General features: G+C 67.0%; 25 protein-coding genes. 13 read left to right on the top strand and 12 right to left on the bottom strand.

Features of this window, described 5'->3' with window-relative positions; translation table 11 throughout:
- Nucleotides 1-56 precede the first annotated feature (56 nt).
- Nucleotides 57-839 (top strand): 3-hydroxybutyrate dehydrogenase, encoded by a 783-nt coding sequence (locus tag ACSQ9I_RS18000; RefSeq protein WP_436313972.1) that lies wholly within the window; start codon nucleotides 57-59, stop codon nucleotides 837-839.
- On the opposite strand, the gene ACSQ9I_RS17995 is transcribed toward ACSQ9I_RS18000, so the two are convergent.
- On the bottom strand, nucleotides 829-1,782 hold the full coding sequence (locus ACSQ9I_RS17995) for a bifunctional helix-turn-helix transcriptional regulator/GNAT family N-acetyltransferase (RefSeq protein WP_436313971.1): 954 nt from the start codon (nucleotides 1,780-1,782) through the stop codon (nucleotides 829-831). The two genes, ACSQ9I_RS18000 and ACSQ9I_RS17995, sit on opposite strands and share 11 nt — an antisense overlap.
- 165 nt (nucleotides 1,783-1,947) lie before the next feature.
- Between ACSQ9I_RS17995 and ACSQ9I_RS17990 the strand changes: the two genes are divergently transcribed.
- Nucleotides 1,948-4,290 carry a YgiQ family radical SAM protein gene (locus ACSQ9I_RS17990; protein WP_436313970.1) on the top strand — a complete coding sequence of 781 codons (2,343 nt, stop codon included), beginning with the start codon at nucleotides 1,948-1,950 and terminating at the stop codon, nucleotides 4,288-4,290.
- Nucleotides 4,291-4,420: 130 nt separating this feature from the next.
- Nucleotides 4,421-5,293, top strand: coding sequence for a hypothetical protein (locus ACSQ9I_RS17985; RefSeq protein WP_436313969.1), 873 nt, complete (start codon nucleotides 4,421-4,423; stop codon nucleotides 5,291-5,293).
- Nucleotides 5,294-5,311: 18 nt separating this feature from the next.
- Here ACSQ9I_RS17985 and ACSQ9I_RS17980 read toward each other — a convergent pair whose 3' ends face one another.
- Complete coding sequence (locus ACSQ9I_RS17980; protein ID WP_436313968.1) at nucleotides 5,312-5,758, bottom strand: universal stress protein; 447 nt, start codon at nucleotides 5,756-5,758, stop codon at nucleotides 5,312-5,314.
- A gap of 183 nt (nucleotides 5,759-5,941) precedes the next feature.
- Here ACSQ9I_RS17980 and ACSQ9I_RS17975 point away from each other — a divergent pair, with 183 nt between their 5' ends.
- A complete protein-coding gene (locus ACSQ9I_RS17975; RefSeq protein ID WP_436313967.1) occupies nucleotides 5,942-7,255 on the top strand; it encodes a hypothetical protein in 1,314 nt (437 codons plus the stop codon).
- Between the two features lie 487 nt (nucleotides 7,256-7,742).
- On the top strand, nucleotides 7,743-9,086 hold the full coding sequence (locus ACSQ9I_RS17970) for an IS110 family transposase (protein ID WP_436312701.1): 1,344 nt from the start codon (nucleotides 7,743-7,745) through the stop codon (nucleotides 9,084-9,086).
- A gap of 19 nt (nucleotides 9,087-9,105) precedes the next feature.
- Here the strand turns inward: ACSQ9I_RS17970 and dfrB are convergent, their stop codons facing one another.
- Both dfrB and ACSQ9I_RS17960 read right to left on the bottom strand, forming a co-directional pair.
- The gene (gene dfrB, locus ACSQ9I_RS17965; protein WP_436315773.1) at nucleotides 9,106-9,363 is read right to left on the bottom strand and encodes a trimethoprim-resistant dihydrofolate reductase DfrB; all 258 of its coding nucleotides are present in this window, start codon (nucleotides 9,361-9,363) and stop codon (nucleotides 9,106-9,108) included.
- 240 nt (nucleotides 9,364-9,603) lie between these two features.
- On the bottom strand, nucleotides 9,604-10,515 hold the full coding sequence (locus ACSQ9I_RS17960) for a DMT family transporter (RefSeq protein WP_436313966.1): 912 nt from the start codon (nucleotides 10,513-10,515) through the stop codon (nucleotides 9,604-9,606).
- A gap of 421 nt (nucleotides 10,516-10,936) precedes the next feature.
- On the opposite strand from ACSQ9I_RS17960, the gene ACSQ9I_RS17955 reads away from it, so the two are divergent.
- Nucleotides 10,937-11,164 carry a hypothetical protein gene (locus tag ACSQ9I_RS17955; protein ID WP_436313965.1) on the top strand — a complete coding sequence of 76 codons (228 nt, stop codon included), beginning with the start codon at nucleotides 10,937-10,939 and terminating at the stop codon, nucleotides 11,162-11,164.
- 16 nt (nucleotides 11,165-11,180) lie between these two features.
- Here ACSQ9I_RS17955 and ACSQ9I_RS17950 read toward each other — a convergent pair whose 3' ends face one another.
- The 3 genes from ACSQ9I_RS17950 to ACSQ9I_RS17940 form a co-directional block, all read right to left on the bottom strand.
- Nucleotides 11,181-11,447 carry a hypothetical protein gene (locus ACSQ9I_RS17950; protein WP_436313964.1) on the bottom strand — a complete coding sequence of 89 codons (267 nt, stop codon included), beginning with the start codon at nucleotides 11,445-11,447 and terminating at the stop codon, nucleotides 11,181-11,183.
- A gap of 317 nt (nucleotides 11,448-11,764) precedes the next feature.
- Nucleotides 11,765-12,079: a helix-turn-helix domain-containing protein gene (locus ACSQ9I_RS17945; protein WP_436313963.1), complete on the bottom strand. Its 315-nt coding sequence runs from the start codon at nucleotides 12,077-12,079 to the stop codon at nucleotides 11,765-11,767.
- Nucleotides 12,076-12,477 carry a toxin gene (locus tag ACSQ9I_RS17940; protein ID WP_436313962.1) on the bottom strand — a complete coding sequence of 134 codons (402 nt, stop codon included), beginning with the start codon at nucleotides 12,475-12,477 and terminating at the stop codon, nucleotides 12,076-12,078. The genes ACSQ9I_RS17945 and ACSQ9I_RS17940 overlap by 4 nt, the downstream gene beginning before the upstream one ends.
- On the opposite strand from ACSQ9I_RS17940, the gene ACSQ9I_RS17935 reads away from it, so the two are divergent.
- Nucleotides 12,476-12,640, top strand: coding sequence for a hypothetical protein (locus ACSQ9I_RS17935; RefSeq protein ID WP_436313961.1), 165 nt, complete (start codon nucleotides 12,476-12,478; stop codon nucleotides 12,638-12,640). The two genes, ACSQ9I_RS17940 and ACSQ9I_RS17935, sit on opposite strands and share 2 nt — an antisense overlap.
- 144 nt (nucleotides 12,641-12,784) lie before the next feature.
- Nucleotides 12,785-13,501 carry a hemerythrin domain-containing protein gene (locus tag ACSQ9I_RS17930; RefSeq protein WP_093108023.1) on the top strand — a complete coding sequence of 239 codons (717 nt, stop codon included), beginning with the start codon at nucleotides 12,785-12,787 and terminating at the stop codon, nucleotides 13,499-13,501.
- On the opposite strand, the gene ACSQ9I_RS17925 is transcribed toward ACSQ9I_RS17930, so the two are convergent.
- Nucleotides 13,498-14,850 (bottom strand): GAF domain-containing protein, encoded by a 1,353-nt coding sequence (locus tag ACSQ9I_RS17925; RefSeq protein WP_436313960.1) that lies wholly within the window; start codon nucleotides 14,848-14,850, stop codon nucleotides 13,498-13,500. The genes ACSQ9I_RS17930 and ACSQ9I_RS17925 overlap by 4 nt on opposite strands.
- A complete protein-coding gene (locus ACSQ9I_RS17920; protein ID WP_436313959.1) occupies nucleotides 14,847-15,356 on the bottom strand; it encodes a hypothetical protein in 510 nt (169 codons plus the stop codon). Before ACSQ9I_RS17920 ends, ACSQ9I_RS17925 begins: the two co-directional genes overlap by 4 nt.
- Nucleotides 15,357-15,450: 94 nt before the next feature.
- Between ACSQ9I_RS17920 and ACSQ9I_RS17915 the strand changes: the two genes are divergently transcribed.
- A complete protein-coding gene (locus ACSQ9I_RS17915; RefSeq protein ID WP_436313958.1) occupies nucleotides 15,451-16,431 on the top strand; it encodes a Bug family tripartite tricarboxylate transporter substrate binding protein in 981 nt (326 codons plus the stop codon).
- A gap of 6 nt (nucleotides 16,432-16,437) precedes the next feature.
- Here ACSQ9I_RS17915 and ACSQ9I_RS17910 read toward each other — a convergent pair whose 3' ends face one another.
- Nucleotides 16,438-17,313: a CoA transferase gene (locus ACSQ9I_RS17910; RefSeq protein WP_436313957.1), complete on the bottom strand. Its 876-nt coding sequence runs from the start codon at nucleotides 17,311-17,313 to the stop codon at nucleotides 16,438-16,440.
- A gap of 103 nt (nucleotides 17,314-17,416) precedes the next feature.
- On the opposite strand from ACSQ9I_RS17910, the gene ACSQ9I_RS17905 reads away from it, so the two are divergent.
- Complete coding sequence (locus ACSQ9I_RS17905; RefSeq protein ID WP_093108013.1) at nucleotides 17,417-18,319, top strand: SDR family oxidoreductase; 903 nt, start codon at nucleotides 17,417-17,419, stop codon at nucleotides 18,317-18,319.
- Between the two features lie 92 nt (nucleotides 18,320-18,411).
- Here ACSQ9I_RS17905 and ACSQ9I_RS17900 read toward each other — a convergent pair whose 3' ends face one another.
- Nucleotides 18,412-18,804 (bottom strand): DUF488 domain-containing protein, encoded by a 393-nt coding sequence (locus ACSQ9I_RS17900; RefSeq protein ID WP_436313956.1) that lies wholly within the window; start codon nucleotides 18,802-18,804, stop codon nucleotides 18,412-18,414.
- 97 nt (nucleotides 18,805-18,901) lie between these two features.
- On the opposite strand from ACSQ9I_RS17900, the gene ACSQ9I_RS17895 reads away from it, so the two are divergent.
- Nucleotides 18,902-19,726 (top strand): crotonase/enoyl-CoA hydratase family protein, encoded by an 825-nt coding sequence (locus ACSQ9I_RS17895; RefSeq protein ID WP_436313955.1) that lies wholly within the window; start codon nucleotides 18,902-18,904, stop codon nucleotides 19,724-19,726.
- Between the two features lie 9 nt (nucleotides 19,727-19,735).
- Here the strand turns inward: ACSQ9I_RS17895 and ACSQ9I_RS17890 are convergent, their stop codons facing one another.
- The gene (locus ACSQ9I_RS17890; protein WP_436313954.1) at nucleotides 19,736-20,404 is read right to left on the bottom strand and encodes a nitroreductase; all 669 of its coding nucleotides are present in this window, start codon (nucleotides 20,402-20,404) and stop codon (nucleotides 19,736-19,738) included.
- Nucleotides 20,405-20,579: 175 nt separating this feature from the next.
- On the opposite strand from ACSQ9I_RS17890, the gene ACSQ9I_RS17885 reads away from it, so the two are divergent.
- Both ACSQ9I_RS17885 and aceE read left to right on the top strand, forming a co-directional pair.
- Nucleotides 20,580-20,804 (top strand): hypothetical protein, encoded by a 225-nt coding sequence (locus tag ACSQ9I_RS17885; RefSeq protein WP_436296304.1) that lies wholly within the window; start codon nucleotides 20,580-20,582, stop codon nucleotides 20,802-20,804.
- 301 nt (nucleotides 20,805-21,105) lie between these two features.
- Nucleotides 21,106-23,778, top strand: a complete 2,673-nt coding sequence (gene aceE, locus ACSQ9I_RS17880; RefSeq protein ID WP_436292776.1) for a pyruvate dehydrogenase (acetyl-transferring), homodimeric type — start codon at nucleotides 21,106-21,108, stop codon at nucleotides 23,776-23,778.
- Nucleotides 23,779-23,783: the final 5 nt, after the last annotated feature.

The following is a 23,783-nucleotide window of genomic DNA, read 5'->3' as shown; positions in this document are numbered from 1 at the left end:
AGGCACGCAGCTTGCACGCGCCATCCTCTCTTCACCTTTCATCCCAAGGAGATCCCATGCAACTCAAGGACAAGGTCGCTTTCATCACCGGTTCGGCCAGCGGCATCGGCAAGGAGATCGCCATCCTGTTCGCGCAGGAAGGCGCGAAGATCGTGATCGCCGACCTCAACAAGCAGGCGGCCGACGCCACCGCCGCCGAGCTCAAGGAGGCCGGCGCACAGGCGATCGGCGTCGGCGTCGACGTCACCAGCGAAGAACAGGTCGATGCCGCCGTCGGGGAAGCCGCCAAGGCCTTCGGCGGCATCGACATCCTGATCAGCAATGCCGGCATCCAGATCGTGCATCCGGTCGAGGAGTTCAGCTTCGCCGACTGGAAGAAGATGCTGGCCATCCACCTCGACGGCGCCTTCCTCACCACCAAGGCCTGCCTCAAGCACATGTACGCGCAGGGCCGCGGCGGCAGCGTGATCTACATGGGCTCGGTGCATTCCAAGGAAGCCTCGCTGCTCAAGGCGCCCTACGTCACGGCCAAGCACGGCCTGATCGGGCTGGCCAAGACGGTCGCGAAGGAGGGGGCCAGGCACGGCGTGCGCGCCAACGTGATCTGCCCGGGCTTCGTGCGCACGCCGCTGGTCGAGAAGCAGATCCCCGAGCAGGCCAAGACGCTGGGCATCACCGAGGAGCAGGTGATCAAGAACGTGATGCTCAAGGAGACGGTGGATGGCGAGTTCACCACCACCGACGACGTGGCGCGCGTGGCGCTGATGTTCGCGGCCTTCCCGACCAATGCGCTTACCGGGCAGTCGCTGGTCGTGAGCCACGGCTGGTTCATGCAGTGAGCTTGAGCTCCCAGGTCTCGCCGACCAGCTGCTGGCCGAAGCCTTCGTAGGGCTCGGACTTGACCAGCTTGAAGCCGCGCGCGGCGTAGATGCCGCGTGCGGCGCTCAGGCAGCTGTTGGTCCACAGCAGCATCTTCTTGTAGCCCTTGTGGCGCGCGAAGGCGATGCATTCGTCGGTGAGCCGGGCGCCCAGGCCCAGGCCGCGCGCCTGCGGCGTGAGGATCAGGAGCCGCAGCTGGGCGACGGTGGCCGATTTGCGCATCAGGAACACGGCGCCGACGCGCTCGCCGTCGAGCTCGGCGATCCAGCAGCGCTCCCATTCGGGCTGGAACTTGCGCAGGAACTGGCCTGCGATCTCGGCCACAAGCGCTTCGAATTCGCCGTTCCAGCCGTACTCGCGCGCATAGATCTCGCCATGCTGCTGCACCACCCAGCCGATGTCGCCGGGGCCCGGATCGCGCAGCACGGCGGTGCGGGGCTTGGCCGGCGCGTTGGCCGCGGGTTCGATCAGCGCCTGCACCGTGTGCATCGCATCGATCAACTGGCGTTGCTGCGGCGCCGACAGCGCCGAGAGCAGGGCGCGTGCCTCGTCGCGCGATTTCTGCTGCAGTGGCGCGAAGGCCGCATGGCCGGCCTCCGTGAGGCGCAGCAGGCTCTGGCGGGCATCCTTCGGATGCGTCTCGCGCGTGAGCCAGTCGGCGCTTTCGAAGCGGCGCAGGATGCGGCTCAGGTAGCCGCCGTCGAGCCCGAGGTCCTTGCCGATCTCGCTCGCCACCGCGCTCTCGCGGTGGGCAAGCTCGTAGAGCACGCGCACGTCGGTCAGCGACATCTCGCTGCCCAGGTAGGGGTCGAGGGCACCGATGCGGCGCGTATAGAAGCGGTTGAACTGGCGCACCGCCTTGACGGCGGCCACGTCGGAAAGAAAAGGTGTTTCGACGGACATGCTTGCTATTGTCAATTGAATAGTTGACTCGAGCAAGCATTTGCGGGACTCGCCTTCGCGTCCCGCCAAGGCCTTTAGGGCGACAGACCCACCCCGAACCCGTAAAATCGCCGGTTGCCCGAAAACGGGCCGCCGCGGCATGTCCAGCCGCCACCCCTTCCCCCGATGAACGCCCCTGTCGACGTCTCTTTCTTCCAGCGTGCTGCGAAGCCGCTGACCAGCTACCGCAAGTACTGGGCAGCCCGCTTCGGCACGGCGAAATTCCTGCCCACCTCGCGCGCGGAGATGGACGCGCTCGGCTGGGACAGCTGCGACATCGTCATCGTCACCGGCGACGCCTACGTCGACCATCCGAGCTTCGGCATGGCGGTGATCGGCCGCATGCTGGAGGCGCAGGGTTTCCGCGTCGGCATCATCGCGCAGCCCGACTGGCACAGCGCCGAGCCCTTCAAGGCACTGGGCAAACCGAACCTGTTCTTCGGCGTGACCGCCGGCAACATGGATTCGATGATCAACCGCTACACGGCCGACCGCAAGATCCGCAGCGACGATGCCTACACGCCCGGCGACGTCGGCGGCGGCCGGCCCGACCGCGCGGCCATCGTCTATTCGCAGCGCTGCAAGGAAGCCTGGAACGAGGTGCCGATCGTGCTCGGCGGCATCGAAGGGTCGCTGCGCCGCATCGCCCATTACGACTACTGGCAGGACAAGGTGCGCCGATCCATCGTGGTGGACGCCAAGTGCGACCTGCTGCTCTACGGCAATGCCGAGCGCGCGATCGTCGAGATCGCGCACCGCCTGGCCGCGCGCGAGCCCGTGGCGCAGATCACGGACGTGCGCGGCACCGCCTTCGTGCGGCGTAATGGCGACGAGTCGGCCCGAGGCTGGTTCGAGATCGACTCGACCAGCGTCGATGAGCCCGGCCGCGTCGAAGCCCATGTGAACCCCTACCTGATGGTCTCGGAGCAGGCCAAGGCGAATGGCGCGACCTGTGCGAAGGAAGACGAGGCCGAGGCGGTGGCCGCTGCGGCGCAGGCGGCTGCTTCGGTCAACCCAGCCATCAAGCCGCTGAACTTCGTGCCCAACCCGGCCTTGCAGGGTCGCAGCAAGCTCAAGGTCCCGCCGCGCGAGCGCTCGGTGATCCGCCTGCCTTCCTACGAGCAGGTGCGTGCCGACCCGGTGCTCTATGCCCATGCCAACCGCGTGCTGCACCTCGAGACCAACCCTGGCAATGCCCGGGCCCTGGTGCAGGCGCATGGCGAGGGCACGACCGCGCGCGACGTCTGGATCAACCCGCCGCCGATCCCGCTCACCACGGCAGAGATGGACCACGTGTTCGACCTGCCGTACGCGCGCAGCCCGCATCCGCGCTACGCCGACGAGCACGGCAGCCACGACGGCGCGACCAAGATCCCGGCCTGGGAAATGATCCGCTTCAGCGTGAACATCATGCGCGGCTGCTTCGGCGGCTGCACCTTCTGCTCGATCACCGAGCACGAGGGCCGCATCATCCAGAGCCGTTCGGAAGAATCGATCATCAAGGAGGTCGAGGCCATCCGCGACAGCGTGAAAGGCTTCACCGGCACCATCTCCGACCTCGGCGGGCCGACGGCCAACATGTACCGCATCGGCTGCAAGAGCCCCGAGATCGAATCGGCCTGCCGCAAGCCCAGCTGCGTGTACCCGGGCATCTGCCCGAACCTCAACACCAATCACGACCCGCTGATCAAGATCTATCGCCGCGCGCGTGCGCTGAAGGGCATCAAGAAGATCCTGATCGGTTCGGGGCTGCGCTACGACCTGGCCGTGCAGTCGCCCGAGTACGTGAAGGAACTGGTGCAGCACCACGTGGGTGGCTACCTGAAGATCGCGCCCGAGCACACAGAGCAGGGCCCGCTCACCAAGATGATGAAGCCCGGCATCGGCAGCTACGACAAGTTCAAACAGATGTTCGAGAGGTTCAGCGCGGAAGCGGGCAAGAAGCAGTACCTGATCCCCTACTTCATCGCTGCGCATCCGGGCACCAGCGACGAGGACATGATGAACCTCGCGATCTGGCTCAAGAAGAACGGCTTTCGCGCCGACCAGGTGCAGACCTTCTATCCGTCGCCGATGGCCACCGCGACGACGATGTACCACACCAACAAGAATCCGCTGCGCAAGATCACCCGCGAGAGCGAGACGGTGGACATCGTGCGCGGCGACAAGCGCCGCCGCCTGCACAAGGCCTTTTTGCGCTACCACGATGCCAACAACTGGCCGCTGCTGCGCGAGGCGCTCAAGAAGATGGGCCGCGCCGACCTGATCGGCAACGGCAAGCACCACCTGATCCCGACCTATCAGCCGCTGACCGACGGCAGCTACCAGAGCGCCCGGCGCAAGAACTCGACCACGGTCGAGCTGAAGCCCGTGCAGCCCGTCAAGGGCCGCATCCTCACGCAGCACACCGGGCTGCCGCCGCGCGACAACGGCGCCGGGCGCGGCAAGCCGCTGCGCAAGAGCCGCTGAGCGCTGCGGCCTCTAAGCCTGTCTCTCGCGCACGCGGCGCAGGCGCGCCGGCAGCGGCTGAAAGCCGAGCCGTTGTATGGTGTCGGACATGAACAGCTTCTTGGCCGCTTCGTGTCGCTGCGTATCTCGCATGGTCCTGTGGCTCGCGCTGGGTGCCTGGGCGCTCGGCGCGCAGGCAATTGCGCAAGAGGCCGGCTCGGCGCAGGCCCTGCGCGAGCTGCACCAGAAGCTGGCCGGCCAGCTCGCACGCAGCCCGCTGAAGCGGCCGATGCATCTGGAATCGGTGGAAACGGAGAACGGGCTCCAAGGCGATATCTATGCCGTCGTCGATCACCCGTTGGGCGAGGTGCGCGCCGCGCTCGGCAATGCGTCTCAGTGGTGCGAGATGCTGCGCCTGCACATCAACAACCGGCGTTGCCGCGTGGTCCGGCAGCCGGACGGCGACGTGCTCACGCTCAGCGTGGTGCGGCGCTACGACACGCCGGTGGAGCAGGCCTTCGAGCTCCCCTTCACCCATCGCACCGCCAGCGCCACGCGCGACTACCTGGCGATCGATTTGTCCGCGGAAGCAGGGCCGCTCGGCACCAGCCGCTACCGCGTGATGCTCGAGGCCACGCCGCTCGGCGAGCGCCAGACCTTCCTGCACTTCGGCTACGCCTACGACCACAACATGATGGCGCGCTACGCCACCATGGCCTACCTCGCGACCTTCGGCAGCCACAAGGTGGGTTTCACCGTGGTCGGAAAGGCGCCGAACGGCCAGCCCGAATACATCCGCGGACTGCGCGGCCTGATGGAGCGCAACGCGATGCGCTACTTCCTCACCCTCGATGCCTACCTGGCCGGCCTCAAGGTGCCGGCAGCGAAGCGCTCGGAGAAGCGCTTGCATCGCTGGTTCGAAGCCGTCGAGCAATATCCGGAGCAGCTGCACGAGATCGACCTCGCAACCTACCTCGCGCACAAGCACGAGGACCGGCAGCGCGAAGCCGGCGCGGCGCGCTGACCAGACCCTGTTATCCGCTTAACGCAGCACCAGCACCGGCGTGTGCGAGTGCGTCAGCACGTGCAGCGTTTCGCTGCCCATCAGCAGGCGCTTGATGCCACGCCGGCCGTGCGATGCCATGACGATCAGATCGCAGCGGAAGTTGCGGGCGGCTTCGATGATGGCTTCCGAGACGAGCTCGGACTTCATGACGACCGCCTTGGTGCTCTCGACGCCCTTGGCCAGCGCCTTTTCCTTCACCGTATCGACCACGCGCTGCGCTTCGGCATCGGCTTGTTCCTGCAGGCGCGTGACTTCCATCTGGTTCAAGAGCAGCGAGCCCTCGAAATAGCCGGTGGGGTAGTGGTGCACCACCTTGACGGCAACCAGTTCGGCTTTCATCAGGATGGCCAGGTCGATCGCGCTGGTCACGGCTTGTTCCGAGAGTTCGGAACCGTCGGTGGCGACGAGTATGCGTTCATACATGGCGGTCTCCCGGGCGGGAGGGGCCCCGCCCCTGCTTGCAGGTTAATGCGCGGACCGGTGCCGAGCAAGGCATCCGGCGCGTTCTAGGCGGGCCAGCCTAGCGTTTCACCGCAGCGTCACAAAGCTTCGCCTCAATCCCCGGGGCTCGCGCACGGTGCGCGGGGCGAACCAGCAGGAACAAGAATGAACAAGCGATCGAGGATGGGGTGGCTGGCAGCGATGACTGCCGGCGTGGTGGCGACGGCATGCGGCGGCGGGGGAGGCGGGGGCGGGGGCGGTTTCGCGCCGTCGTCGGGCGGTGGAGATGCACCGCCTGCAGCCAGGAGCGTCACCGGCGTGTTCCTCGATTCCGCCGTCGAAGGCCTGGACTACATGGCGGGCTCGTCCGCCAAGGCAGTCACCTCCGCCAAGGGCGAATTCGTCTGCAAGGAAGGCGAGACGGTGCGCTTCAGCCTGGGTGCGCTCGTGCTCGGCAGCGCGACCTGCGGTGCTGCGATCACCCCGCTCACGCTGGCCAATCTGCAAGCCACCGCGGCCGGCGTGAAGGCCGACAAGGTGGTCAATCGCCTGTTCGCGCTGCAGAGCTTCGACGAGGACGGCGCCCCCTCCAACGGCATCAAGATCACCGATGCGCTGAAGGCGGCGCTCACGGCCGGCTTGCTCGATTTCGACGCCGAGGCCAGCGCCTTCGACGCCAAGCTCGGCACGCTGCTCGCAGCTCTGCCCAGCCCGTACAGCACGCGCGTGATCGATGCCGGCCGCCGCCTGCTGGCGCGCGAACACTTCGAGAACACGCTGGCCGCCAACCTGGGCACGCCGGTGACCGAAGCTTCGACACAGACCAACGCGCTCGGCAGCATCGCGGTGAACGTCACGCGCCATCAGCTGCAGGCCGACAAGAAGTTCTACGTGCCCTACGAAGGCAGCAACGAGAAGACCCGCGCCGAGTTCGCGGACGGCTTCCTGCCAGCCTACGGTTCGGGTCTGGCCTTCAAGGGCACGGCGGCCGACGGCACACTGGAGTTCTACGCCATCACCGAGCGCGGCCCCAACGGCGACGGCCCGACGGCGCCCGTGCCCGGCGGCGGCGGCGCCACCAACATCAGCAAGGTGTTCCCGGCGCCGTCCTTTGCGCCGAGCTTCGGCGTGGTCACCGTCGGCAAGAACGGCGCGGTGCTGCAGTCGAGCACGCCGCTCAGGCTCGATGCCGCGCGCAAGCTCACCGGCCTGCCGCCGCAGTCGGGCGTGGGCTCCACCGGCGAGACGCCGCTGACCGAGAACTACGTGTTCGACGCCGCCAAGGCCGGCTTCGACGCCAACGGCCTCGACCCGGAGACGATGGTGCTCGACAAGGCCCGCAACGTGCTGTTGTCGATCGGCGCCCATGATGGCTCCGCCGACCGTTTGCGCATCAAGGTGTTAGGCGCCGGTTCCGCACGCTACTTTGAACCCGCTGTTCGCCACACATTGAATTTTCGGGCGGGTTTTTCACCATAGATTGAATTTTCCGGTTGCCCGTCCGCACGACCTGGTCGCGGGTTGGCTGGCGCCGCCGACGACCGCTTTCCGGCAACCATGATGTCCGCTGGCGGGCTGGAATGGGCCCTGAGCGGCCAGTGCGGATGCCGAAACCGGAGAGCGAAAGCTGACGTTCGAGATGAGAGGCGGCGCCCGGCTTGCCGGGCGACGTCCTCTCGATTGAGGGGTTAGCGAAGTAATCGGCCCGCTTGCGCCGCAAATCGCCCCGAAGAAACACGTGGCGTGTCGCGCCAGATCGTGGCACGGTGGAGCGTGGCGCCGGGGAAGACCGAAGCAGCAATGGTGCAAATTGCCCGCGGGTTAGCGTGGTCTTGGGCTGCGTCATCGACATTGGTGAATCGTCATGCGGGTTGTTGGCTCGCACGGCGATATCCCGTTTGAGAGAGTGATCAAGACGACGTACCCGATCCGGCGCCACGTTCCAACCTCAATCATGGAGGACCCCATGGCGCAACGCAACCGGATGATCTCCCGAGGCGGTCTCAGCCTCACCCACCCCAACGCGGCCGGCATCGACATCGGCTGTGCCTCGCACTTCTGTGCGGTGCCACCGGAGCGCGACGACGAGCCCGTGCGCGAATTCAAGAGCTTCACCGCCGATCTCGAGCGCCTGGGCGACTGGCTCGATGCCTGCGGCGTGGACATCGTGGCCATGGAGTCCACCGGCGTGTACTGGATACCGCTGTTTGAACTGCTGGAGCGGCGCGGCTTCACCGTGTTATTGGTCAACGCGCGTCACGTCAAGAACGTCTCGGGGCGCAAGAGCGATGTCATGGATTGCCAGTGGTTGCAACAACTCATGAGCTTCGGGCTGTTGCGCGGCGCGTTCCGCCCGGCCGATGAGGTCTGCGTACTGCGTGCGCTGACCCGCCAGCGCGCCACGATCCTGCGCACTCAGGCACGCCATGTGCAGCACATGCAAAAGGCGCTGACGCAGATGAACATTCAACTGGCCAACGCCATCTCCGATGTGGCCGGCGAGACCGGACAGAAGATCCTGCGCGCCATCGTGGCTGGCGAGCGCGACGGTCGCAAGCTCGCCGCACTGAAGAACTCCCGCATTCACGCCAGCGAGAGCGAGATCGCCGCCAGCTTGCAGGGCAGTTGGCGCGCAGAACATCTGTTCGCACTCAAGCAGGCGTTGGACGCCTTCGACTTCTGCGGCACCCAGCTCGGCCAATGCGACAGCGAGATCGAGGCCCAACTGCAGCGCCTGCACACCCACGATGGCGACCCCGCCAAGGGCAAGAAGCGTGGCCGCGCTCGCAATGCCCCGAGGTTCGATCTACGCAAGCAACTGTTCCAGATGTGCGGGGTGGACTTGACCCGCATCGATGGCATTGACGTCACCACTGCACTGGTCGTCATCTCCGAGATCGGTGCCGACCTGGCACGCTTCCCCAGCGACAAACACTTCGCCTCGTGGCTGGGCTTGTGTCCAGGAACGAAGATCACCGGAGGCAAGGTGATGAGCGGCAAGACCAAGCGCTGCGCCAACCGCGCCGCACAGGCCCTGCGTCTGGCAGCCGCCGCGCTGCGCTCCAGTCACTCGGCATTGGGTGCGTACTTCCGGCGTCTGTGCTCACGCATGGACAAAGGAAAAGCTGTCACTGCCGCTGCTCACAAACTCGCACGGCTGATCTACGCGATGCTCACCAAGGGCGAGGAATACACCGATGCAGGGCAAGACTACTTCGAGGCGCGCTACCGCGAGCGCGTGCTGCGAAACCTCACCGAACGCGCAAAGAAACTCGGCATGCAGATCGTGCCCGTCGCTCAATCCGCATGAATACACCGTTAAGAATCAATCACTTGCGCGGTGTTTCTTGAGAGGCCACGCGTTCAAGCGCAGCCACGGGATAAATTTGTACTGAGCCTGGGTGAGACTCGGACTCGACGGCATAGCCTTCAGGGGTCAGTTTTGTGCAGTACCAGCCGACAACTTGACCCTGCCAAGCGGCGCCAGATTTCTTGCGTACGCGATCTCCCAGGCCAAACGTGGCGCGCAATGGGAGCGCAAACTGGCCAGCAACTGGAGTACTGACCTCATTACTACTTTGATCCATACCTAACCTTTCTTGTGAATGTCTTGAGGTGATCTGTTGATCCATATCTACTGTGCGCCGGCCTTGAACGGGTAAGGCGGGCCATGCAGCGCGAGATGAGCCCCGCGCTCGGCCGGCGCCATTGGCGTTGACGGCCAAACAGCAAAATCGAAGCAATCATGCTGGCGTGCCGCTAAGCGGCCTTTGGCGGACTGCCGCTCTTGGCCGGTACTAGCCGAAGCTGGGACAAGGGCTAGTGAATCACTCAAGCTTGCGGGAAGGCGTTATGGTGCGATGCAAAGGCCACCGGAGAGTCATCCCAGCAGCGGCGACCAGGATGGCAGCGGAGCCGACGAACTGCAGCGCCTTGAGCTGGTGGTCGAAGGCGATGAAGTCCACCACCATGGCGACGATCGGGTAGAGGAAGGACAGCGCGCCTACCGAGTGCGTCGGCAGCTTCTGGATCGCCCCGTACAGAAGGGCGAATACCAGGCCGGTATACACCGCGCCCATCACCACGAAATCGCCCCAGGCGCGATAGTCGGTCGGAAGATGCGTCAGGTCCGCAAAGGGCGCAATCATCAGGATCCCGACGCAGACATGGATCAGCGCGATGAGGTGCGGCGGCGTACCGTCGAGCTTCTTGGTCACGATCGCCGCAATGGCGTAGAAGAACGCGGCGCCGAGTGCCATCAGAACCCCGGCCATGTAGGCCGTGTCCGGACCCGCATAGGCGGCCGCGGAGGGCCTCGCCTGGACGATGAGCAGGACGCCCACGAAAGCGATGCCAAGCCACACGAGCTTCGTGGCAGTGATGCGCTCGGAGAAAAAGATCGCGCCGAGGCCGACCAGCATGAAGGGCTGCGTGTTGTAGACCGCGATGGCGACGGAGATCGAGGCCCGGGAAAAGGAGGCGAAGATCAGAAGCCAGTTGAGGACGATGGCCGCGCCTCCGAGGGCGGCCCAGCCTACCTGCCGCAGCGTGAGTGCTCCCCCCAGCGATCCTGTGAGGGCACACACCACCAGCAGCGTCGCCGCCCCGAAGACGCAGCGCCAGAACAGCAGCTGAATGATCGGCTGCCCAGAGTAGACGACGAACCAGCCGATGGTTCCGGAAATCAGCATGGCCGCCATCATTTGGAGCGTGCCGGTCGTTCTGTTGTTCTTGCTCAAAGGGGACGCTTTGGTCAGGAGGTGAGTGCCAATATTGTGGCACCTCGGGTCTGACCGCTGCCGCCAGCCCCCGCTTCGCCGGTCGCCTGCTACCCGCGGCGCGCGTGATCGCCGAAAAAAGCTTCTCGGTCGTTGTGCGCGCGCCGGGTGGCGGGGCATGTCTGTCGCTGAAGGGTTGATGACCTGACTAGCCGTCACTCGGCGGCAGGCTTCAAATGATGAAGCGCGAGGGCCCTCGCCTCTACCGCTGCAGTCACTGCCTTCCCATGGCGCCGCAGCATAGTCGACGACAGTCTCACGACCAGCCGGGCTGCGCCGGCCAGGGCCGCGCCACTCAGCATGGAGCGCGGCGAGCTTTCCTTCCATCAAACGAAGGCGCCGGCTTACGGCAAGGGCAATGCACACGCCCAGCATTGCTTGCATGAGCCGCTTCCGCTTTCTTATATTGATGGTTGACGCACTCCAGTCTGGAGCGTTCGAATGGGTGCTCTTCGAATCCTTCGATGACGTGCCCGACTTTGAGCCCTTGGCCCGCTCGGATCTCGGCTTCCCAACCTATGAGAGCGCCTGGGAAGCGGGGTGCGCGGCACTTCGATCACGCATGGGCATGGAAGATCCAAAACTGGACCTGCTCGACGACGAGGACTGAGCAGCGGCTGACCGGCTCAGTTGCCTTGGGACGAAGCGCCAGATTGCTGTTCTCGGATCAGGAACTCGTCGATCCATTCGCGCGCCTTGGTCGCAAGCAGCTTCCGCGCTTTTGCCTCTTCGGATACGCCGCCAACTCCGACCCGGAACATCATTTCCCCGGCCCGCTTCACATCGGCAAAGAAGTAAATGCCTTCGCCCACGGGCTCGGATCCCACCTCGATTGTCCAATCCGGTGGAGCAGCAGGCGGATCGGCGTGGTCGCGCGCCGGGGAAATGTTCATCGGTGGTCAAGGTGAGGCTTCTGCAGCCCAGTATTGCGCCACTCCTGACCGGACGCAACGGGAGCAACGTCATGGTTGACGGCTGATTCCGCAGCAGAAGACGGCCCCGCTCGGGCGCCATCCTCTGTCTCCGCGCTCGTTTGGTTCATGCCTCGGCGAATCACGAGCGCGAGGGCGGGCAGCTTCACCGAGCCGTCAGCGAGGTCTACCTGGATGCTTGGAGCCATGCGATTTGAATTGAAGTCGAACTGGAGTTGAGGTGCGAAGGTCTGGTTCTGGCCCGGCGACGGACATCAGCCATCGTTTATCGACAAGACTCAAACGGATGCGAGCCGATCCACCGTATCAGGGAAGCGCTGGACAAGACGGATCAAAAGTGCAGCCTGCGCATTCGGCCTGGCGCGGCCCTGTTCCCAGTTCTCCAGCGTCCTCGGATTGGTGCGCAAGTAGCGGGCGAATACAGGACGGGACAAATGGAGGCTTTCGCGCAGGGCGATCAACTCGCTCGCCGGGATCGCTGGCGCCGGCATGTCCTGAACTTCATGCGTGCGCAGCGTGCGCTTGCCGGCGCGATGCTCTGCGAGGGCCTCGAAACCCTCAGCAATCTCGGCAAAGAGGTTTCGCTTCGTCATTTTCTGGACTCCAGTTCGCGTTTCAGCATGCTCTTGAGCGCCTTCTTTTCGTCGGGCCTCAAGTCGGTCGCCTCATCCTTGTCATAGAGGGTGAACAGCCAGAATTGCGAGCCGCCATCCCACCAGTAGTAGATGACCCGCAGGCCGCCGCTCTTTCCCTTGCCCCGCCGGGCATCGCCGTGTCGCAGCTTGCGCAGACCACCAGTGCCTTCGATAACGTCCCCCGCTTCCGGGTTCTTCATCAAGGCGCCTTGCAGGCCGCGAAACCCATCATCGTCGAGGTAGTTCTGGCGCAGGCGCTGGAACGCGGGTAGTTCGACGAAAACAGCTTTCACGCTCGAAGTATACGCAACTTGCGTATGGCAATCAAGTAGCGGCCAGCGCGTGGCTGGCAGCATGGAAGACTGCACCGTGGACGCCGCCGGCGCGATCGTCAGCGGCTGCCCGGCGGGCGCGGTCGGTGCGCGCATCATGCGCGGCAGCGAGCTGGAGCGGCCGACGCGCATCTGGCTGCTGCGCTTCGAGCGCAAGCTCGGCGAACTGCGGCTTCCGGCGCCCTGAAGCCCGGGCCTCGCGAAATTTAAGGTTTCGTGAGGGATTGCTTAAGCAATTCTTAGCGGCGCCGCGGGCCTCGGATTCCTAGACTTCTTTTCCAGTAGGCCGGTGCATGGTGCACCGGCCGCTCACCGAAAAGAAGGACACCCCATGAACATCGATCAGCGCGAGATGCGCAATGTCGCCCAGGCGGCCATGCCCCGCGTCGACCTCTACGCCGGCATCCACAAGGCGCTGCGCGCGCTGATGGCCGACACCCTGCTGGCCGTCGGGCGGATGGACAGCGACGATGCACTCGAACTGGCGCAGGTTGCGCAGCGCGTGATGCAGCTGCTCGACTTCTGCCGCTCGCACCTGCGGCACGAGAACGAGTTCGTGCATGCTGCCATGGAGGCTCGCGCACCCGGCGCCAGCGGCCAGATCGCCCACGAGCATGCCCAGCACGAGGAAGAGATCGCGGTGCTCGCGAACCAGACCGCCGCGCTGCTGCAAGACAGCGCGGCGAACCGGGCGGCTGGCGCGCTCGCGCTGTACCGGGCGCTCTCGCTCTTCGTCGCCCACAACTTCGAGCACATGCACGTGGAGGAAACGGCGCACAACGCGGTGCTGTGGGCGCGCTACACCGATGCCGAGCTGATCGAGATCCACAACGCGCTGGTCGCATCGATCCCGCCCGAAGAGATGATGTTCGTGCTGCGCTGGCTGGTGCCTTTCATGAACCCCGCCGAGCGTGCCGCCATGCTGGCCGACATGCGCGCGCATGCGCCGGCGCCGGCCTTCGCGGCTGCACTCGACGTGGTGCGCCCGCACCTGAGCGAACGCGAATGGGCCAAGCTCGGCGCGAGCCTGGGCCTGCCTGCCGCCTAAGCAGGGATCTCTTCGAGCGCGACCGGCCGGTCCACGCGCAGGCGAAAGCGGCCGCGCCCGGTCTTCTCGATGCGGATGTGCGGGCAGTTCTCGACCAGGCGGCGCTGCAGCAGGACCAGGCGCGCCTCGAGGTTGTCCGAAAGGTCGGGCAGCCGGATGGCCGGGTCGAGCCGCAACTCGCGGTTGGTGAACTCCGAGCGGCCCTGCTGCGCGTGCTCGCGCAGCAGCTTGCCGAGGATGGCTCCGGCCACGCCCTTGATCAGGTAGCGCTCGCCGATGAAGACGCTGTTGTTGGCGAGGTAGTGCCGCACCGGGAAGGGCGGGCCGCTGGCCGAGGGCGCAGCCGCCGCCACGGGCTCCTCGGGCGCCGCGGGCTCGGCCACGGTGTGTAGCAGATCGAGCGCCGCGCCGAGGTGGCCCGCGATGGCGACCAGCGCATCCTCGTCCTCGAAGCCGAAGCGCATGTCGAGCGGGCTCTCGACGAACAGCACGCCGAGCAGCCGGCCGGTCGAGAGGATGGGCACGGCCAGCTGGCTGTGCGGCTCGGCCAGGCCCGGGAAGGGGATCTCGGTGTCGAGCGCGAGGCCGGGTTCGCTCTCGCGCATGCTGCTGCGCACGGCGTGGCTGTAGGCGGCCGCGTTCGTCATGTGGCCGATGCGCACCGGCGTGCGTTCGCGCGCGGCCACGCCGATGACGCCATGGCCCATCTCGATCTCGGAGCCGACGCCGGAGGTCGCGTAGCCGCAGCTCGCCACGGCATAGAGGCGCTGCGTCGCCGCGTCGAGCATCAGCACCATCGCGTGCCGGATGTCCAGGTGGTCGTTGAGCGCGGCCAGCGCGGCCTGCAGCAGCTCGTCGGTCGCGCTGCAGGCGGCCAGGCCTTCAGCCGCGCGCCGCACGCCGGCGAGCAGGCCCGGGCGCGGCGCTGCCGGCAGGCATTCGCCTTCCAGGCGCTCGACGGCCTCGACCTCGTAGATGTCGGAACCGAGCAGCCGGAACACGCCGGCCATGCCCGAGTGCGAGGCGATGCCCGCGAGCTGCGCCTTCATGCCCTCGAACAGCGGGCCCCCGGTTTCGGTGCGCAGGTAGCGCATCTGCAGTCGGTAGAAGCCGGCCGTGACCGGATCCATCACCAGCACGCTGCCGTGCGGATTGGCCAGGATGTTCCGGCGCGTCTTGTTGAAGAACTGGAAGGACAGCGCGACATGGCGCTCGTCCACGTAATAGACCTGCGAGATGTATGCCACGTTGGGGGTGCCATCCTCGGCGCAGGTCGCCATCATGGCCGGGATCGCGCCCTCGAAGCAGGCGCGGATTGCGGGCAGCGAGGGCGCGATGCCTGCGGTCATGGCGCGGCCGACGAAGCGGGCAGGGCGCTGCCTGCGCGCGGGCCGGGCGTCTGGTCGAAGGCCTCGGTGGGGCAGAAACTCACGGCGACCACGTCGCCGAGTTGGCAGGCGAGCATCGCGCGCACGAAGACGGCGCCGTAGCCCACGCAGCCCACTTCGTGTTCCATCGAGGCCAGGTAGCGGCGCAGCACCGGCAGGTCGCTGTCGTCGGCAGCGCGAAGCCGCACCGCCTTGGCCCTGACTTGCACGGTGCGGTGACTCAGCGGCTCGCTGAACACCACGGCCACATGGCCGGTGGCAGCCAGGTCCTGCAGCAGCTGGCGCGATTGGGTGCGCGCGAGGTACACGGTGATCTCCGAGCCCTCGGCCGAGATGCCGGTGCCGACGGCGCGCATCAGGCTCGGGCGAAGCGCAGCGTTGCGCGAAGCCACGATGGCGGACACGCCCTTGCCGATCATCGCGATGCGATCGGGGCTCAGCAGCAGCGGTGGAGGGGCGGCGGTCATGAAAGGACCTGGAGCGGGAAGAGGGGCATTGTGGTTCAAAGTGGCGCTTCGCCGCATGATTTGCGCGCGGGCATCGCTTTTGCTTGGAAGCGCCATGACCCTCACCACCCGCTCCACGCGCCGCGGCGCGCTTCAACTGCTGGCCGCCGGCGCCGCCTCGCTGGCGCTGCCGGCCTTTGCCCAGTGGCCCGACAAGCCGATCAAGATCATCGTGACCTTCCCGCCCGGCGGGTCGAGCGACATCCTGGCGCGCGTCATGGCCGAGCAGCTCGGCAAGAAGCTGGGCCAGCCCGTCGTGGTGGACAACAAGCCCGGCGCCGGCGGCACCATCGGCGGCGCGCTGGTGGCCGCGGCGCCGGCCGACGGCTACACCTTCATGCTCTCGAACACGACGCCGATCGCGCTCGGGCCCTTCACGCTGGAGAAGCAGCCCTACGATCCGCTGCAGGCCTTCACGCACGTCGCCTACCTGGGCTCGGCGCCGCTGGCGATCATGGCGAGCAAGCCCTCGGGCATCGCGAGCTATGCCGAGCTCGACGCGCGAGCGCGCAAGGAAGGGCGGCTGGATTTCGGCTCGGGCGGTCCCGGATCGATCGGCCATATCCACGGCGAGCTGATCCGCAAGACGACTGGCGCCAACCTGGTGCACGTGCCCTACCGCGGCGGCGCGCCGATGACCACCGACCTGATCGCCAACGTGATCCCGGTCGGCATAGACGTCATCACCGCCTACGTGCCCTTCTTCAAGAGCGGCCAGCTGGTGCCGCTGGCAGTGACCGGCAGTGCGCGCTCGCCGCTCATGCCCGAGGTGCCGACGGTGGTGGAACTCGGCCAGCCCAAGCTGGTGCTCGAGAACTTCTTCGGGCTCAGCGGGCCGGCGAAGCTGCCCGCGGACATGGTCGCCAGGCTCAACACCGCCTGCAACGAGGTGCTGGTGATGCCCGAGGTGCAGAAGAAGCTCGTCGAGCTGGGCATCGTCGGCAAGCCCGAGAGCACGGCGCGCTTCGAGAGCTTCGTGAAGGAGCAGGTGGGCGTGCTCGGCCCGACGGTGAAAGGCGCGGGCATCAAGCTTTGAGTTGGTTCAGTCGGCCAGCGTGAGCAGTGGCACGTCGCGCTCGCTGGCCATCGCCTCCAGCTCGGCGCGCGTTCGCGTGCGCAGCCAGGCCGCGAGCGCTTCGCGGGTGCCTGGCGCCAGCATGTCGCGCGAGGCCACGCCGGCGGCTTCGCACAGGCGCGTGGCGAAATGCGGCTCCAGCGCAGCCACCGCCACGCGCCCATCGGCGCAGGGGTAGACGCGGTAGCCCGCATGCGCGCCGCCGACCGCGCCGGTGGGCCGGGTCAGGCCCCAGGTGCGCGGCAGTGCGAGCCAGTCGGCCGCGGCATTGAGCGCGACTTCGAGGTACGCGCCCGTCCCCGGCGCGGCGCGGGTATGGAGCAGGGCCTTCAGCACCGCCTCGCTCGCGAGCACGGCACCGCCCATGTCGGCATAGAGCGTGGGCGGCAGCTCGGTGCCGGTGACGAGGCCGCTTTCGGCCAGGTAGGTGAGGTCGTGGCCCGGCTCCTCGGCGCGCGCGCCGGGTGCGCCGACGATCGCCACCTGCGAGAGCGCCGGATGGCGCGCATGCAGCGCCGCCCAGCCCAGGCCCAGCTTGTCGAGGGCCGAAGGGCGAAACGAAGTCAGCAGCACGTCGGTTTCTTCGAGCGTGCGATGCAGCTCTTCCTGGCCGGCCTCCGTCTTGAGGTCGGCAGTCCGGACGTCGACGCCCTCGTGCAGCGCGGCGTAGGCGGCCTTGTTGTAGTGGCCCATCGGGTCGCCCGTCGGCGGCTCGAACTTCACGCAGCTCGCGCCCATGGCACGGCAGCGCAGCAGCGCGGCGGGGCCCGGGAGGTTGAGCGCGAGGCTCAGCACGCGCACGCCGGCGAGCGGTGCGAAGGCGGGGGCAGGGGAAGTCGGCATGCTGGGTGTCCTCGGCGGTGTCACCTTGGGAGCTTACCGGCTCGGGCCGGCCGCTCTACGATGCGGCTTGCACAGCCCTCAAACCCAAGACAAGGAGACCCACATGTACCAATCCGATCTCATGGCCGGCCGGCGCATTCTCGTGACCGGCGGCGGCACCGGCCTCGGCCGGGCGATGGCCGAGCGCTTCCTGGGCCTGGGCGCCGACGTTGCGATCTGCGGCCGGCGTCAGGCGGTGGTCGAGGAGACGGCGGCCGAATGGCGCACCCAGTTTCCGGGGCGGCGCATCGATGCCTTCGGCGTCGACATTCGCAACGCGCAGAGCGTGGAAGAGATGGTCGAAGCCCTCTGGCAATCTGGCGGGCTGACCGGGCTCATCAACAACGCGGCCGGCAACTTCGTCGCGCCGACCGAGAGCCTGTCGCCGCGCGCCTTCGACGCGGTGGCCAACATCGTCTTCCATGGCAGCTTCTACGTCACGCAGGCGGTGGGCAAGCGCTGGATCGCCGAGGCCAAGGCAGGGCAGTGGAAGGCGGGCGACCCGTACCGCAGCGTCATGAGCATCATCGTGACGTGGGTCGACAACGGCAGCCCCTACGTCGTGCCTTCGGCGATGAGCAAGGCCGGCGTGGAGGTGATGACCAAGTCGCTCGCGATCGAATGGGCGCGCCACGGCATCCGGCTCAATGCCGTCGGACCGGGCGAGATCCCCACCGAGGGCATGAGCAAGCGCCTGAACCCGGGCGAGGAGCCCGGCGCGCGCAGCAAGGCCAACAACCCGATGGCGCGCACCGGGAAGATGAGCGAGCTGCAGAACCTCGCGGCCTTCCTGATGGCGCCGGGCCAGTGCGACTGGCTCACCGGCCAGAGCATCATGATGGACGGCGGCAACGCGCTGGCGACCGGCGGCAACTTCTACGAGCTGCGGCAGTGGAGCGATGCCGACTGGCAGGAGGCGCGCGAGCGCATCGAGGCGCAGAACCAGAAGGACAAGGCGCAAAGATAAGGCCCCCCGGCTTTTCACTCCGCTTCGCTGCGTGTAACTCCACCCCCCGGGGGGGAGGCCCGGCCGCCTTGGGCGGCCCGGCGGCGGCCGGATCAGTCCTTGGCGATGTCGGCCCCGCGTTCGGCCAGCAACTCGCGCAAGAATGAGCGGTGGCAGTGCGCCTCGTCTTCGCAATAGCAGCCGATCGAGAACGCGCTCTGGTGCGACAGCGCGGCCAGCAGGTCGAGGCTGCGGCTGGCGTCGGCCTCGGCCATCTCGCTCTTGAACTTGCGGCCGAAGGCCGCCCATTGCGCCAGGGTTTCGGCGGCCTGAGCCATCTTCATGGTCTCGACCGAGGGCGCGAGATTCGGGTACCAGACGTCGTACCAGTTCTGCGAGGCGAACTCGGTCTTCGGCACGCCGCGCGGCGGGCGGCGCACGGTGCCGATGCGCAGGCCCTCGCCGGGTGCGCGTTCGGAGCCGAGGCGAACGATGCGGATGGCCATGGGCATTCCTCCTGGATGGACTGTACTGTTGGCTGCGAGACAGGCGCCATCATCGCCGGGCGCCGATACTTGCATCGATCCAACCCGGAGACATCCAATGAACGACCGCATCGAATCGATCCGCCACGCCGATGGCGTGGTCGAACTCCAGCTCTCGCGCGCCGACAAGATGAACGCACTGGACCCCGCGATGTTCGATGCGCTGATCGATGCCGGCACGCGGCTTGGCGATGACACGCGCGTGCGCGCGGTGGTCCTTGCAGGCCGCGGCAAGGCCTTCTGCGCCGGGCTCGACATGCAGTCCTTCGAGCGCATGGGGCAGGGCGGCGCGAGCGGTGTCATCGGGTCAGGCGCCGCTGCGGACCTGCTCGCGCGCACGCACGGCATCGCCAACGCCGCGCAGCAGGTGGCGATGGTCTGGCGCGAAGTGCCGGTGCCGGTGATCGCCGCGGTGCACGGCGTGGCCTTCGGCGGCGGCCTTCAGGTCGCGCTGGGTGCCGATGTGCGGCTCGTCGCGCCCGACACCAAGCTGTCCGTGATGGAGATCAAGTGGGGCCTGGTGCCCGACATGGGCGGCATGGTGCTGATGCGCGAGCTGGCGCGGACCGACGTGGTGCGCGAGCTCACCTTCACCGGCCGCATCTTCTCGGGCGAGGAGGCGGTGGCGCTCGGCTTCGCGACGCGGGTGTCGGCCGATCCGCTGGCCGATGCCTTGCAGATGGCGCACGAGATCGCGCAGAAGAGTCCCGATGCGATCCGCGCCGGCAAGCGGCTCCTGAACGCGGCAATGGCGCACAGCGCCGCCGACCTGCTGCTGGCCGAATCGGTCGAACAGAAGGCGCTGGTCGGCAGCGCCAACCAGACCGAGGCCGTGCGTGCCAACATCGAGCGGCGCGCGCCGCGTTTTGTGCCGGAACCCTGAACGCTTTCGTCAGAAGCCGTGGAAGCGCAGCCACTCGTCGGCGGGCGCCCGGTCGCTGACAAGCGCGTTCACCGGATGCTCGGGATCGCGGTGGCCGATGGACATGCCGCAGAACAGCATGCGTTCGGGCGGCAGTCGCAGCACGCTCGCGACCGTGTCCGGGTAGATGGCCCAGCACTCCTGGGGGCAGCTGTCGAGGCCTTCGCCGCGCAGCAGCAGCATGACGGTTTGCAGGTACATGCCGAGGTCCGACCATTGCGGCGGGCCCATCGAGCGATCGACCGAGCAGAACAGCGCGAGCGGCGCGCCGAAGAATCCGTAGTTGTTGGCAAACCAGCGCCGCCGCGCCGCCTTGTCCTCGCGCGGAATGCCGAGGCGCGCGTACATCGCCTCGCCGACCTGGAAGCGCCGCTCGCGCCAGGGCGAGCGCAGCTCTCTGGGATAGATGTCGTAAGCGGCGGGCTCCGTTTCGCCGGCAGCGAGCCGCGCCTGCATGCGCTGCCTGAGTTCGGCCAGCGCGTCCCCCGCGAGCACGTCGATGTGCCAAGGCTGCAGGTTGCCGCCGGAAGGCGCGCGAGCGGCGGCCGTCAGCACGCGGCGGATCGTCTCGCCGTCGACCGGCGTCGACAGAAAAGCCCGGATGGAATGGCGGCTCGCAACAGCTTCTTGAACGTGCATGGGATCGGCCCGCAGAAAAAATGGGCCAAGCCTATACGCTCCGCGTCGTCAGCGCTTGCCGGCGCCTACCGGCCTTCGCGGCGGGCCGGCAGTCAGGCATCGACGCGCGTTGCCTGCTGTATTCGCCCTACAAGCCTGTCGCAGACCTGACGCCGCGAGCCGGCATACTCGCTGGGTGCCCATCATCCTGCTTCATCGTTTGGCAGAACACGATCTGCCGGTCGCCGTCAACCACGGTTCGGACGTCGATGCCGTGCGCGTGCTGAGCCTCGCGGGTCACGTCAGGGCGTCCATCCCCAAACCCGTGCGGACCTTGGACGGCTACAACCAGCCGCCGGCCACTGTCATCGCCATCACCTCGCTGGGACACAGCATGATCAAGCGCTTTCCGCGGCGCTAGCCGCCAAGTCGCCCTGATCCGCATGCTGACCGCGGCGTGATGGAGCACGGCGGTCTCCGTCTCGCACGCCTGAGTGACCCCAGGGTTTGCCCGGATCACCGGTCCGGCGATTCGGACGGCCTCTTCGCTCCGCATCCGGATCATCGGCGGAGCACTCGCCCCATCCTCAGCTCATCCCTCATGAAATCAACGACTTAGCGTGCTTTGCGCGCCGCGCGCCGCGTGGCACATCGATTGCTCTGTAGCAAGGCCGACCGCGTCGCCCGATGCGGATCCTGGCCATGACACAGGAGACAAACCGATGAGCACCATGGGTGATCTTGACCCCACGGAAACTGGCGAGTGGATCGACGCGCTTGGCGCGGTTCAACAACACCGCGGCAGCGAGCGCGCGAATTTTCTGTTGAATCGCCTCGTCGACGAGGGCCGCCGCGACGGCGTGTACGTGCCCCGTTCGCTGAACACGGCCTACAGGAACACGATCCCGCCCGAGAAGGAGGAAAAGTCTCCCGGCAACCGCGAGATCGAACACCGCCTGCGCTCCATCATCCGCTGGAACGCGATGGCGATCATCCTGCGCGCCAACAAGGACTCGTCCGAACTCGGCGGCCACATCGCGAGCTTCCAGTCGGCGGCCACGCTCTACGACATTGGCTTCGGCCATTTCTGGCATGCCGCCACCGACACGCATGGCGGCGACCTGCTCTTCATCCAGGGCCACAGCTCGCCCGGCATCTACGCGCGCGCTTTCCTCGAAGGCCGCCTGAGCGAGCAGCAGCTGCTCAACTACCGCCAGGAGGCCGATGGTGGCGGCATCCCGTCGTACCCGCACCCCTGGCTCATGCCCGACTTCTGGCAGTTCCCCACCGTCTCGATGGGCCTCGGCCCGCTGATGGCGATCTACCAGGCGCGCTTCCTCAAGTACCTGCACGGCCGCGGCCTCGCCGACACCGCGCCGCGCAAGGTCTGGGCCTTCATGGGCGACGGCGAGATGGACGAGCCCGAATCGCTCGGCGCCATCTCGCTCGCGGGCCGCGAGAGCCTGGACAACCTCGTGTTCGTCATCAACTGCAACCTGCAGCGCCTCGACGGGCCGGTGCGCGGCAACGGCAAGATCGTGCAGGAGCTCGAGAGCGTGTTCCGCGGCGCCGGCTGGAACGTCATCAAGGTGCTCTGGGGCAGCGGCTGGGACGCGCTGCTCGCCAAGGACAAGAGCGGCAAGCTGCTGCAGCGCATGGAAGAGTGCGTCGACGGCGAGTACCAGGACTTCAAGAGCAAGAGCGGCGCCTACGTGCGCGAGCATTTCTTCGGCAAGTACGACGAGACGAAGGCCCTGGTCGCCGACATGAGCGACGAGCAGATCTGGGCGCTGACCCGCGGCGGCCACGACCCGGAGAAGGTGTTCGCCGCCTATGCCGCCGCCGTCAAGCACAAGGGCCAGCCCACGCTGATCCTGCCCAAGACGGTGAAGGGATACGGCATGGGCGAATCGGGCGAGGGCCAGATGATCGCGCACCAGGCCAAGAAGATGACGCAGGACGCGCTGCGCGGCTTCCGCGACCGCTTCCAGATCCCGGTGTCCGATGAAGAGCTGCCCAACGTGCCCTTCATCCAGCTCGCCGAAGACAGCCCCGAGATGAAGTACCTGCGCGAGCGCCGCGCCGCGCTTGGCGGCTACCTGCCGCAGCGCCGCCGCAAGTCGACCGCGCTCGAGATTCCGCCACTGGCCACCTTCGAGCGCCTGCTCAAGGACACCGGCGAGCGAGAGATCTCCACCACCATGGCCTTCGTGCAGATGCTCGGCACGCTGGTGCGGGACAAGGCCATCGGCAAGCACGTGGTGCCCATCGTGCCCGACGAGTCGCGCACCTTCGGCATGGAGGGCATGTTCCGCCAGCTCGGCATCTGGTCCTCGCTCGGCCAGCTCTACAAGCCGCAGGACGCCGACCAGCTCATGTACTACCGCGAGTCGAAGGACGGGCAGGTGCTGCAGGAAGGCATCAACGAGGGCGGCGCGATGTCCAGCTGGATCGTCGCGGCCACCTCGTACAGCACGAACAACGTGCCGATGATTCCGTTCTACATCTACTACTCGATGTTCGGCCTGCAGCGCGTGGGCGACCTGGCCTGGCTGGCCGGCGACATGCGTGCGCGCGGCTTCCTGCTCGGCGGCACCGCGGGGCGCACCACGCTCAACGGCGAGGGCCTGCAGCACGAGGACGGCCACAGCCACATCCTGGCCGGCACCATTCCCAACTGCGTCTCCTACGACCCGACCTTTGCCTACGAGGTGGTGGCCATCGTGCGCGACGGCATGCGGCGCATGTACGCCGAGCAGGAGGACGTGTACTACTACATCACCCTCATGAACGAGAACTACCCGCACCCCGGCATGCCCGAGGGCAGCGAGGCGGGCATTCTCAAGGGCCTCTACCAGTTGAGCGAGGGCGGCAAGACGCCGAAGAAAGGCCACCGCGTGCAGCTGATGGGCAGCGGCACCATCCTGCGCGAGGTGATGTTCGCGGCCGAGCTGCTCAAGAGCGACTTCGGCATCGCGGCCGACGTGTGGAGCGCCACCAGCTACAACGAGCTGCGCCGCGACGGCATGGCCGCCGAACGCTGGAGTCGCCTGCATCCCACCCAGCCCGCGCGCCGGAGCCATGTCGAGCAATGCCTCGACGGCCACGACGGCCCCGTCATCGCGGCCACCGACTACATGCGCAACTATGCCGACCAGGTGCGCGAGTACGTGCAGGCCGCGGGCCGGCGCTACACCGTGCTGGGCACCGACGGCTTCGGCCGCAGCGACTACCGCCGCAAGCTGCGCCGCTTCTTCGAGGTCGACCGCTGGCACGTGGTGGTGGCCGCGCTCAAGGCGCTGGCCGACGACGGCGTGATCAAGCACACCGTGGTGGCCGAGGCCATCGAGAAATACGGGCTCCAAGCCGAGCGCGCCGCCCCCTGGACCGTCTGAGGCAA

The organism is Variovorax sp. LjRoot84, from assembly GCF_964254305.1.
Taxonomy (GTDB): Bacteria; Pseudomonadota; Gammaproteobacteria; order Burkholderiales; family Burkholderiaceae_C; genus Variovorax.
Note: the sequence above shows the minus strand (reverse complement) of the source record. Positions and strands in the feature narration are given on the sequence as shown.